Source organism: Halorubrum rutilum (assembly GCF_042665015.1).
GTDB lineage: Archaea > Halobacteriota > Halobacteria > Halobacteriales > Haloferacaceae > Halorubrum > Halorubrum rutilum.
The window spans coordinates 36697-46685 of record NZ_JBHTBL010000004.1; the positions used below are offsets into that span (position 1 = coordinate 36697).

The window sequence follows — 9989 nt, forward strand, 5'->3', positions numbered from 1 at the left end:
TTTAGGCCGACGCCGCGGACCGACGCGTATGGAACGCGTAGCGATCGTCGGCGCGTCGATGACCCGGTTCGGGCAGCGCGACGCCTGGGTGCGGGAGCTGCTGGCGGAGGCGGGCGCGGCCGCGCTCGACGACGCCGGCGTCGACGGCGACGACCTCGACCACCTGTACGTCTCGAACATGGCGAGCGGCGAGTTCGAGGGCCAGACCGGCGTCCCGAACGCGCTCGCCCACGACCTGGCGGCCACCCCGGCGTACACCGCTCGGATCGACCAGACCTCCTCCTCCGGCGGCGCGGGCGTGTACGCCGCGTGGCAGTCGGTCGCCTCCGGCGCGAGCGACCTGACGATGCTCGTCGGCGGCGAGAAGATGACCCACCGGACGACGTCGGAGGCGACCGACGTGATCGCGTCGCTCACGCATCCGGTCGAGTACAAGCACGGCGTCACGCTCCCCTCCTTCGCGGGGCTCACCGCCCGGCTCTACCTCGACGAGTACGACGCGCCGCGCGAGAGCCTCGGGAAGGTCGCGGTGAAGAACCACCGGAACGGCGTCGACAACCCCCACGCGCAGTTCCGGAAGGAGGTCGACCTCGACACGGTGCTCGACTCGCCGATCGTCGCCGACCCCCTCCGACTGTACGACTTCTGTCCGATCACGGACGGCTCCGCGGCGCTCGTGTTCTGCCCCGAGTCCGTCGCCGAGGAGTACGTCCCCGAGGGCGAGTACGCGGTGATATCCGGAATCGGCGGCGCGACCGACACCCACGTCGTCCACGAGCGCGCGGACCCGACGACGATGGGCGGCGTCGTCGACTCCTCCGATATCGCCTACGAGATGGCCGGGATCGGCCCGGACGACGTCGATGTCGCGGAGCTCCACGACATGTTCACCATCCTGGAGTTCCTCCAGAGCGAGGACCTCGGCTTCTTCGAGAAGGGCGAGGGGTGGAAGGCGGTCGAGGAGGGCGTCACCGACCGCGACGGCGACCTCCCGATCAACACCTCCGGCGGGCTCAAGTCGAAGGGCCACCCGCTCGGCGCCAGCGGCGTCGCGCAGGTGTACGAGATATTCGAGCAGGTCACCGGCGACGCCGGCCCGCGACAGGTCGAGGCCGAAACTGGCCTCGCCTGCAACGTCGGCGGGTTCGGGAACTGCGTGACCACGACGATTCTGGAGGGAAGCCAATGAGCGACAACGAAGCGACCGACGGCGACGGCGCGGCCGGAAGCGACGAGGCGGAAGCGGGCGACGGACCGACCTTCGAGGCGGCGGAGTACGCGGACGGAACGGTCACCTACCCGCCCCACACCGTGGGCCCGAACGGCGCCGAACGCGTCGGGACGGTCGACCTCAGCGAGCACGAGGCCCGGGTAGTCACGTGGACGACGTCGACGGCGACGCCGCCCGGCGTCCGCGAGCCGAACACGCTCGCGATCGTCGAGTTCGACATGGGCGAGGAGTACGACGGGCCGCCGGTCCGCGCGCTCGGGCAGGTCGCGCCGCGCGAGGCGAACGCCGACGGCGAGGGCGCCGACGACGCGGGCGACATCGACGTCGCCATCGGCGACCGCGTCGAACCCGTCTACGCCGACGAGCTCCGCGAGCCGGGCGCGGGGATCCGCGAGCCGGAGAGCCAGGAGTGGGACGGCTTCCGGTTCCGGCCGGTCGAGTAGCCCGATCGCTCCCTCGACGGGTAATCCGGTGACCGCCTCGGTCGGTCTCAGGCCCGGAACCGCGCCGCCGACGAGTCGGTGAGCCCGCCGAGCCGCTCCTCGTGGACTCCGTCGAGCGTGTAGGCGTCCGGCCGGTACCGGATCGCCTCGGTCACGCCGTGGACCTCCCTGAGCCGACGCCGAACCCGGTCGACGTCCGCTCGGTCGAAGTAGTTCGGCGTGAACACGAGCACGGCGTGGTCCGCCTCGCCGAACGCCTTGCACCCGGCCCGGGTCGTGACCGTCGCGTCCCAGAACCGCTCGGCCGCGACGTCGTCGACCACCGCGTCCCAGAGCTCGTCGACCGCTTCTGAGGGGCGCTCGACGAGCCACTTCCCGCTCAGGTACGTCGTTTCGAGGGCGAACCGGTCGACGTCGGCGACCCGCTCGGCGTCGGCCGGGAGCGATCCCTCCCCGTCCCGCTCGACCGCCGGGAGGTCCGCCTCCGTCGTCGCCGCGGGCCGCGTCACGCCGTGCCTCGGGAAGTAGCCGTCGCGGGCCTCCCGCGGGAACCCCGTCACGTCCTTCACTCGGAGCCAGTGCCGCCCCGCCTCGTCGATCTCGGTGGGCGAGCGCTCGGTGACCATGGCCCCCGTTCCGTCTCCCGAGAGAAAACGCTCCCGGCGCCGAGGGAGCGGGAGCCACCCGATCCGAACCGCCCTCAGATCCGCCGGAAGTCGCCGAGCCGCGTCCCGTCCAGGAGGTACGCGTCGCCCGCCGGGAGCGCGTCGGGGAGGAACGGCGCGAGGAACGACTGCCCGTCGACGTTCGCCCACGTTCCCCCGGAACGCTCGTTGAACGCCGGGAAGACGACGAGTTCGGGGGGATCTGCGGAGACATCCCCGTCCGCGCCGAGACCGCCCTCAACGAACGCGTCCGGGTCGAGTTCGCCGCGGAGCCACGCGCGCTCGACGCGCGAGCCGCCGACCGCGTCCTCCAGCCGGACCTGGGGGTGCTCGTGGCCCATGCACACCACGTCGGCGTCGAGGAGCGCCGGGTCCGGCCACGTGTGGCCGTGGAGGACCGCGACGCGACCGGTCCGGCTCCGAGCCGGTTCGTCGCCGCCGTCGGCAGCCCCGTCGAGGAGCCCGCCGCCGGCCCCGATCACGTCCAGGTCGTCGGCGAACGCCTCGGCGACGCCCGCGTCGTGGTTGCCCTCGACGAGCGTCATCGGGACGCGGTCGGTCACCGCGCGGACGAGCGCCTCCAGTTCCTCGCGCTCCTCGCCCTCCGGCGCCGCGATCCGGTGCGCGAGGTCGCCGAGGACGACGAGCCGGTCGGCGTCGGTCTCGGCGATCAGGGCGCAGAGCCGCTCGCGGCGCTCGTCGGCCCGGTCGTCGAGCTCGACGCCGCGCTCGTAGCGCAGCCCGACCTCGACGCCGGCGTGGACGTCGGCGACGAGCAGCGCGCGCTCCCGGCCGAGATCCGCGACGGCGGCCGGCTCGCCGACGACCGGCTCGACCGCGGCCGACTCCGCGCGCGCCATCAGATCGGCTTGAGCACGCCGTCGCCGGGCTCGTAGCACTTCCCGCTCATCAGCGCGTCTCGGATCGCGTCCTCGACCGCGTCGGCGGCGGCGCCGTGCTCGTCGACCACGCGCTCGACGACCGCCTCGCGGTCGGCCCCGTCGCCGTCGTCGAGCGCGTCCATGGCGTCGACGACCGCGTCTTCGAGGTCGACCGCTTCGGCGGCCCCGTCGCCTTCCTCCGACTCGGCGGCCTCGCCCCCGGCGTCCGACTCGGCGGTCGCGACCGCCTCGTCGCCTCCGGCCGCGTCGCCGGTCGCGTCGTCGTCGGTCGCTCCGACCGGCTCGGCGTCGACGTCGGTCGCCGCGGCGTCCTCGGGCGTCTCCTGCAGCTCCTCCGGATCCGGCACGTCGATGTCGGCCTCCCCGGGCTCGCCGACCTCGGAGCCGGTGGCGAAGTCGGTGCCGAACTCGGACTCGATCTCCTCGCGCTCCGCCTCGTCGAGCTCGTACATCTCGTCGCCCGCGGGGTCGGCGGCGTCCGGATCGGCCGAGGCCTCGGCGTCGGTCCCGCCGCCGACCGACCCTCCCGCGTCGAGGTCGTCGCCGGTCTCGAAGTCACCGAGGCCGCCGCCTCCCGCGTCGGTCGCGGGCTCCGCGGCGTCGTCGCTATCGGCGGCGTCGGCCGCGTCCTCGACCGTGTCGCCCGCCGTCGCGTCGGCCGCGCCGCCGGCCGCCTCGGTCCCGACCTCGTCGGGGTCGCCCTCGCCGACGCCCGTCGTCCCGCTCGACTCGGCCGACTCGGAGTCGCCGCCCGCGCCGACCGTCGCGGTCGATTCGACCTCCCCCTCGTCGGCGGCCGTCCCGGTCTCGTCGATCGTTTCGGTCTCGTCGGCCGTCCCGATTTCGTCGGCCGTCCCGGTCTCGTCACCCGCTCCGACCTCGGTCGCCGGTCCGCCGGCTCCCGACGGCGCCGCGGCCCCCGTCGGCGCCTCGATCGTCACGTCGGTCCCCGGGAGCGCGCCGACGGTCGCGTCGCCCCCGGCGTCCGGCGCGAGGTCGAGCGGACGGACCTCGTCGCGGTCGCCGGCGATCAGCTCCAGCGCGTCGACGGCGAGCCGCCGGACCGCCTCGACGTACGCGGTCGAGGTGTCGTAGTGCTCGATCGCCTTCGGGATCCCCGCCGCGAGCGACGCGGGCGCGCCGCCGGATTCGAGGGCCGCGCGGAGCTCGTCGCCGCGGAGGTCCGAATCGAGCGCCGCCGCGAAGACGGCGAGGCGGTCGAGCGTCGCTTCCGCGGCGGAGACGACCCAGCGGTCCCGGGTGTCGGCGTCGACCTCGTTGAGGCTCTCGGGGCGGACCGAGGTGAACACCCGGTCGGAGTCCTCCGGCTCGAAGGTGCGCGCCTTCCCCGTGAGCGCGACGAACGCCGGCGGGTCGGCGCGTTCGAGGAACGCCTGCGCCTCGGGCTGGTACTGGCCGGCGTATGTGACGAACGCGCCGGAGGGGTCGACGACCCGCCCGCGGCGCGTCTCGTCGTTGACGCGCTCGACCTCGGTGAGCACGCCCGCGACGAACAGCCGGTTCACGCGCGCGCCGGTCGGCGTGACGACGTAGTTCGGCGCGCGCTCCTCGTCGCTCTCGGAGTACGAGAGGGTGGCGCCGTCGAACTCGGCGGCGAACACCCGGTGGGCGACCTCGCGGGCGCCCGGCCCGTCGTCGCTCATTCGCCCACCTCCGCGAGCGCGACGCGGGCGCGCTCGGCCGGGTCGTCGTCCGCGAGCTCGAACTCGCTCGCGTCGAGGTTGGCCCCGTAGTCGTCGACCGAGAGGCTCCCGCGGACGCGGTAGGCGCGCCCGACCAGCGAGTCGGCGATCGACTCGGCGACGACCTCCTTGTCCATCGCCTCTTTCGCCGCGGCGAGCGCGTCGTCGAGCCCGCCGCCGTACACCTCGGCGGTGAGCTCGTCGTCGAGGACGACGGTGACGGTGTCGGTGCCGTCGTCCAGGATCGCCTTCACCCGCAGGTCGTCCTCGCCGTCGACGTCGCCGTGGCTCCGGCACTGCCCGTTCTGGACGACGCGGCCGCAGTCGGGACAGCGCTCGATGAGCCCGGAGCCGTCCCGAATTTCGAGGACGTTGCCGACGACCTCGACGTCGAACATGCCGCCGGAGGCGACCGCCTCGCCGACCGAGAGGCGGGGGGCGTCCTCGGCGACCTCGACGGGGTCGGGGAGGGGGGTGACCGCCGAGAACTCGGTGAGGTTGATCGAGGGGACGCCGCGGAACTCGCGGACGTACACGTCCTCGATCCGGAGGTCGGCGCCCGGCTCCAGCTCCGGGCGGGGCTGCCAGTCGGTGAACGGGAGCTTCGCGGTCGCGTCGCCGACGACCCCCTCCAGGATCTCCGTCTCGCCGTCGCGCCCGGAGATCGTCTTCTCGTCGACCTCCAGCACGCGGACCTCGACGTTGCGTCCGCGGTCGCCGGCCGCGATGTCGACGAGGTCGCGGTCGCCGCCGACCTCGCGATCGACTTCGACCGGATCGTCCGCGATGGCGACGGTGGTGGAGTCGTTGAGGTTGAGCTCCGGCGCGCCCTCCCACTCGCGGACGCCGGCGTTGCCGATCGTCAGCGAGTCGCCGGGCTCGAACCCGAAGTCCTGCCAGGCGGTGTAGGAGATGACGCCCGTCTCGTCGGCGACCTCCCCCTCGCGGATCGTGAGGTCGTCGCCCTGGTACCGGATCGTCCGCGTTCCCTGCGTGAGGACTTTGACCGTCACCGTCACGCCGTCGTGGTCGGTGGTGATCTCGCCGACGTCGACGGCGTCCGGCGTCGGCGTCGAGCCGCCGCCACCGCCGCCGTGCTTCCGGCGGACGCTCTGTTTCGCCTCGTCGATCGGGACGCTGTACTCCAGTAGGTTCTCCAAGTCGGCTTTGACCTCCTCTTTGTCGACGCCGAGGTCGGAGGCGAGCTCCTCGGCATGGCTGTTGACGTCCATCGGAGTCGACTTCGACGCGACCGCACAAAAGGATTCACCACCCGGGGAGCGGTCCCGGCGCGACCCCGGCGCGACCCCGACGCGAGGGCCGGCCGCTCGGGACGGCGACCGGGCGTCGACGCCGGTACTGCTAAATCGCCCCCGTCCGCAACGTGGGGCATGGACGAGATCGATATCGACGCGCGCGTCACGGGGGAGCGAACCGTCATCGACGTGACCGGCACCCGCGACGTCGCGGTCGTCGTCCGCTCCGCGGGCGGCGAGCGGATCTACCTCCCGCCGGAGGGGTTCGACGAGCCCGTCTCGGGGTCGCCGTACACCTCGCCGTATCAGGGCGGGGGCGGGATCGACGGCGAGGAGAGCCCGTACGGCGGGGAGACCGGGAGCACGCGCGGCGTGATCGAGACGGCCGAGGGGTTCCGGATCACCCACCCGGAGACGGCGACCGAGTTCGACGTGTACCGCGGCGACGAGGAGGCGGCGGAATAGCGATCGAACCGGTCCGAGCGCCCGCCCTCCCTCACGTCCTCGGACACCGCCGGCGCGTCTCCCGCTGAGTTCTCGGACACCGCCGGCGCGCCCTACGCGACCTCCTCGTACACCGCCAGCGTGTCCTCCGCCACGTCCAGCCACTCGCGGCGCTCGTACTGCGGCGGCTCCTCGCGGTCGAGCGCCTCGATGAGCCCGTCGACGATCGACTCCGAGTCCGTCTCGACCTCCACGAGACAGCCGTCGGGCAGCACCTCGGCGACGCCCGAGGGCGTCGCGACGACCTGCGTCCCCGCCTCCAGCGCCTCCGTGATCGTGATCCCGAACGGCTCCGCGTACGAGGGGGAGACGAACGCGTCCGACGCGGCGTAGTAGTCGCCGAGCTCCGCCTCGGGGACGTAGCCGACGAACTCGACCCGGTCCTCGATGCCGAGCAGCTCGGTGAACCGCTTCAGCTGCTCGGTCTGGTGGCCCGACCCGCCGACGACGAGCGTCACGTCGCGCCCGCGGAGCTTCTTCACCGCGTACAGCAGGTGCGAGATTCCCTTCTGGTCCGTGTGTCTCCCGACGAAGAACAGCATCTCGCCGTCGATGCCGAGGTCCTCGCGGACGTCCTTGCCGGAGAACGTCGGCGTCGAGAACCCGTTGTAGACGACGCGGGAGTCGGCGTCGTACAGCTCCCTGATGTCGCCGCGGACGATCTCGCTGACGGCGATGTTCGTGTCGGCGGCGTTCGCGAGCCGGCGTTCGGTCTCGACCTCGCGGCTCGGCGGGTCGATGTTGCGGTCGCTCGCGAGCGAGTGGAACGACGAGACCCACGTCGCGTCCGAGGCGCGCGCGGCCTGCCGCCCCGGAGCGTAGCCGAACCAGTCGTGCGTGTGGATCACGTCGTGGTCGGGCGCCAGCTCCGCGAACCGGTCGCTGAGGCGCTCGATGCGGGCGGCGATGTCGCCGTCGCCGGTCTCGACCGGTTCGAGGCCCGGCTCGTCGTCCGGGGCGAACTCCGCGGGCAACACGAGGGTGGCCTCCACCCCGAGGTCGTCGCGGAGCCCGGAGAACAGTTCGCCGACGTGGACGTCGAGCCCGCCGGTGATGTTCGGCGGGTACCCCCATCCCAGCATGAGTACGCTCGGTGGCATGCCTCCTCGTTTCTGGAGTCGACACTTAGGTATGCCCCTCGATCGGCGGGGTAGCGGCTCGCGGAGCGGAACAGACGAGCCGAAAGAGCATGGAACGGCGTCGCGGCGTCCCCTCAGGCCGCCCGCACGGCGTCGCGCAGCGCGTCGGTCCGGTCGGTGATCGCCCCGGCGGCGTCGGCGAGCAGGTCGAGCGGGTCGTCGGACTCCGACTTCACCGTCAGCACCGGCTCCGTCTGGCCGCCGGACTGCTCGGGATTCATGTCGTAGGTCGCGGCCGCGACGCCGTCGGTCTCCAGGAGGACGCCCTTCAGCACGTTCATGAACGTGTGGTCCTCGCCGGCGATCTCGATGCGGAGTTCCGTGTCGGTCTTCTCGATGACCCGCAGTTCCATACTCGTGCGGTCGGGCGAGCGGCGTTTCAAGCTTTCGTCTCCCGGATATCGGGGGATGCGGACGACCCGCACGCCACGGGATCCTTTTTAAATAGCGCGGGCGCAGCCGAGTGTACGGAGATTCGACTCGGCGTCAACAACGAGCGAGCGATGGCGTTCTACGAGACACAGGGGTTCGAGCCGTATCGAAAGCAGTTGACGCGATCGATGGAGTGAGTGGCCGTTTATAACTGGTCCACGGCGGATCGGCGGTGAACACCTCCAAAGCCCCAGTCGCGAGGACGCCGCACGCCCGCTGCGCGCCTCACTCGGTCGCTCACTTCGTTCGGTCCCTCGTTTCGGTGCTTGCGTCGCCTGCGGCGTCCTCGCGACTGCCCCTTTGAGTCCCACCCGACCGCACCGCAACCGCAGCCTCACACCTCCCCAGCCTCGCGGTTCGCGCTCTGCGAGCGCTCACCGCGTCCCTCGCGCGTGCTGCTCGGCCGCGATACGGCCTCGCAGGCACGCGCCACTGCATTACGAACCGTCTTATCACGATCTCTATTTATGAGCGAGATCGTCGCCGCCGCTCTCGCTCACGGGCGTTCACGTCGGCGCCGCCGCTCCGCGGCTGATAAACGGAGAAGTCGCGTCGGCGCGTCGCGAGACGTTACTCGTCGTCGACGGCCACTTCGTCGGCGTCGACGTCGACGGCGGCCTCCTCCTCGGCGGCGACCTCGCGCGGCCGCGCTTCGAGGGTCAGCTTCTGGACCTCGACGCGGCGCAGCGGGTAGATCAGCTTCGCCTCGCCGTAGATCGCCGAGGAGAGGTTCCCCTCGACGATGGCGTCGACGAACGCCTCGAAGGTGCGCTCCTCGGCGGCCGCGTGGACCTTGTCGATCATGACGCGGCGGATCGCCTTCTCCTGGGAGCGGTCGGCCTTCTTCGTCGTCAGCGCGACGGGCTGAACGCGGATGCGGTAGTCGTCCGTCGTCAGCACCGTGATCGACGCCTCGACCTTCGAGGCGCCGCGGCGGACGAGCGAGCGCAGGTAGTCCCGCGTGAGCTCGTACGTGATGAACTCGGTGTACGCCGTGTCGCTGCCGACGTCGGTGATCTTGAAGGTCAGCTTCGTGTTGTTCGCGCCGGAGTCGCCGGTCAGCTCGCCCAGCGTCGTCGTGATCGTGCGGCCGACGACCTGGTCGGGCTCCTCGGCGAGCGTCTCGCCGAGCTCCTGCCGGTCGAACTGTTCGGGCGCCAGCACGGTGTACCAGCGCTTCTGTTCTCTGCTCTTGGATACGGATCGTTCGCTCATGTGTTAGTGTCTGTGTCGCCGTTGGTGTCGGAGCGGCGCGCTCCGCCGTCGGCCGCGAGGTGCGCCCTCGCGCGCTCGACGAGTCTGTCCGCGACGCGCAGGTTCACGACGTGGTCGTCCGCGGTCGCCCGCAGCCCGCCGGTGGTGGGCCGCTCGATCGCGCACTCGATCGCGTCGCCGTCGACGCGGGTGGCCATCGAGTCGGTCTCGTCCGGCGCGAGCGCGGCGGCGACGAGGGCGGCGTCGGCGTGGGTCGTCCGGACGGTCGCCGTCCGGGTCGCCCCGTCGCCCCGCGTCTCGTCGCCTCGGGCTCCGCCGGCGGACTCGCCGGCGTCGGTCCGCGGCTCGTCCCCGCTCATAGCGCCTCCCTGAGCGCGGCGAGCGCGCCCGTGACGTCGCCGTCGGTCTCGTTCCCGCGTCCGTTCTCGCTCGCCTCGTCGACCGCGCCGACCGCGATCCCGCCGCGGTCGGCGGTCCCCCAGCCGTCGCCGCCGACCTC

General features: G+C 72.3%; 11 protein-coding genes and 1 pseudogene. 3 read left to right on the forward strand and 9 right to left on the reverse strand.

All coding sequences use genetic code 11. The annotated features are described in order from the left end of the window. Positions 1-28 precede the first annotated feature (28 nt). Together ACFQMF_RS04410 and ACFQMF_RS04415 are read left to right on the forward strand one after the other, a co-directional pair. On the forward strand, positions 29-1189 hold the full coding sequence (locus ACFQMF_RS04410) for a thiolase family protein (protein ID WP_256408762.1): 1161 nt from the start codon (positions 29-31) through the stop codon (positions 1187-1189). Continuing rightward, the gene (locus ACFQMF_RS04415) at positions 1186-1674 is read left to right on the forward strand and encodes a PhlB family protein (protein WP_256408761.1); all 489 of its coding nucleotides are present in this window, start codon (positions 1186-1188) and stop codon (positions 1672-1674) included. Before ACFQMF_RS04410 ends, ACFQMF_RS04415 begins: the two co-directional genes overlap by 4 nt. Positions 1675-1721: 47 nt before the next feature. Here the strand turns inward: ACFQMF_RS04415 and ACFQMF_RS04420 are convergent, their stop codons facing one another. The 4 genes from ACFQMF_RS04420 to ACFQMF_RS04435 all read right to left on the reverse strand — a co-directional run bounded on the left by ACFQMF_RS04420 (position 1722) and on the right by ACFQMF_RS04435 (position 6176). After that, positions 1722-2300 (reverse strand): putative phosphothreonine lyase domain-containing protein, encoded by a 579-nt coding sequence (locus ACFQMF_RS04420; protein WP_256408760.1) that lies wholly within the window; start codon positions 2298-2300, stop codon positions 1722-1724. A 74-nt stretch (positions 2301-2374) separates the two neighbouring features. Further along, positions 2375-3199: a metallophosphoesterase gene (locus ACFQMF_RS04425; protein WP_256408759.1), complete on the reverse strand. Its 825-nt coding sequence runs from the start codon at positions 3197-3199 to the stop codon at positions 2375-2377. After that, positions 3199-4905, reverse strand: a complete 1707-nt coding sequence (locus ACFQMF_RS04430) for a hypothetical protein (RefSeq protein ID WP_256408758.1) — start codon at positions 4903-4905, stop codon at positions 3199-3201. The genes ACFQMF_RS04425 and ACFQMF_RS04430 overlap by 1 nt, the downstream gene beginning before the upstream one ends. Further along, a complete protein-coding gene (locus ACFQMF_RS04435; protein ID WP_256408757.1) occupies positions 4902-6176 on the reverse strand; it encodes a Single-stranded DNA binding protein in 1275 nt (424 codons plus the stop codon). The genes ACFQMF_RS04430 and ACFQMF_RS04435 overlap by 4 nt, the downstream gene beginning before the upstream one ends. A gap of 159 nt (positions 6177-6335) precedes the next feature. Between ACFQMF_RS04435 and ACFQMF_RS04440 the strand changes: the two genes are divergently transcribed. Continuing rightward, complete coding sequence (locus tag ACFQMF_RS04440) at positions 6336-6665, forward strand: DUF7510 family protein (protein WP_256408756.1); 330 nt, start codon at positions 6336-6338, stop codon at positions 6663-6665. A 92-nt stretch (positions 6666-6757) separates the two neighbouring features. On the opposite strand, the gene ACFQMF_RS04445 is transcribed toward ACFQMF_RS04440, so the two are convergent. The 5 genes and pseudogenes from ACFQMF_RS04445 to ACFQMF_RS04465 all read right to left on the reverse strand — a co-directional run. Next, on the reverse strand, positions 6758-7786 hold the full coding sequence (locus tag ACFQMF_RS04445; protein ID WP_256408911.1) for a glycosyltransferase family 4 protein: 1029 nt from the start codon (positions 7784-7786) through the stop codon (positions 6758-6760). A gap of 131 nt (positions 7787-7917) precedes the next feature. Continuing rightward, positions 7918-8196, reverse strand: coding sequence for a DNA-directed RNA polymerase subunit L (locus tag ACFQMF_RS04450; RefSeq protein ID WP_256408755.1), 279 nt, complete (start codon positions 8194-8196; stop codon positions 7918-7920). 649 nt (positions 8197-8845) lie between these two features. Beyond that, positions 8846-9490 (reverse strand): 30S ribosomal protein S3ae, encoded by a 645-nt coding sequence (locus tag ACFQMF_RS04455; protein WP_256408754.1) that lies wholly within the window; start codon positions 9488-9490, stop codon positions 8846-8848. Further along, positions 9487-9849, reverse strand: a complete 363-nt coding sequence (locus ACFQMF_RS04460) for a KEOPS complex subunit Pcc1 (RefSeq protein ID WP_256408753.1) — start codon at positions 9847-9849, stop codon at positions 9487-9489. The genes ACFQMF_RS04455 and ACFQMF_RS04460 overlap by 4 nt, the downstream gene beginning before the upstream one ends. After that, positions 9846-9989, reverse strand: a pseudogene (locus tag ACFQMF_RS04465) (exonuclease RecJ); the annotation flags it as partial. The gene ACFQMF_RS04460 and the pseudogene ACFQMF_RS04465, both read right to left, overlap by 4 nt.

What these genes read in the sequence shown, in the direction of transcription:
- ACFQMF_RS04455 (WP_256408754.1), bottom strand. Translation starts at nt 9,490, where the DNA reads ATGAGCGAACGATCCGTATCCAAGAGCAGAGAACAGAAGCGCTGGTAC.
- ACFQMF_RS04435 (WP_256408757.1), bottom strand. Translation starts at nt 6,176, where the DNA reads ATGGACGTCAACAGCCATGCCGAGGAGCTCGCCTCCGACCTCGGCGTC.
- ACFQMF_RS04460 (WP_256408753.1), bottom strand. Translation starts at nt 9,849, where the DNA reads ATGAGCGGGGACGAGCCGCGGACCGACGCCGGCGAGTCCGCCGGCGGA.
- ACFQMF_RS04425 (WP_256408759.1), bottom strand. Translation starts at nt 3,199, where the DNA reads ATGGCGCGCGCGGAGTCGGCCGCGGTCGAGCCGGTCGTCGGCGAGCCG.
- ACFQMF_RS04410 (WP_256408762.1), top strand. Translation starts at nt 29, where the DNA reads ATGGAACGCGTAGCGATCGTCGGCGCGTCGATGACCCGGTTCGGGCAG.
- ACFQMF_RS04420 (WP_256408760.1), bottom strand. Translation starts at nt 2,300, where the DNA reads ATGGTCACCGAGCGCTCGCCCACCGAGATCGACGAGGCGGGGCGGCAC.
- ACFQMF_RS04450 (WP_256408755.1), bottom strand. Translation starts at nt 8,196, where the DNA reads ATGGAACTGCGGGTCATCGAGAAGACCGACACGGAACTCCGCATCGAG.
- ACFQMF_RS04430 (WP_256408758.1), bottom strand. Translation starts at nt 4,905, where the DNA reads ATGAGCGACGACGGGCCGGGCGCCCGCGAGGTCGCCCACCGGGTGTTC.
- ACFQMF_RS04440 (WP_256408756.1), top strand. Translation starts at nt 6,336, where the DNA reads ATGGACGAGATCGATATCGACGCGCGCGTCACGGGGGAGCGAACCGTC.
- ACFQMF_RS04415 (WP_256408761.1), top strand. Translation starts at nt 1,186, where the DNA reads ATGAGCGACAACGAAGCGACCGACGGCGACGGCGCGGCCGGAAGCGAC.
- ACFQMF_RS04445 (WP_256408911.1), bottom strand. Translation starts at nt 7,786, where the DNA reads ATGCTGGGATGGGGGTACCCGCCGAACATCACCGGCGGGCTCGACGTC.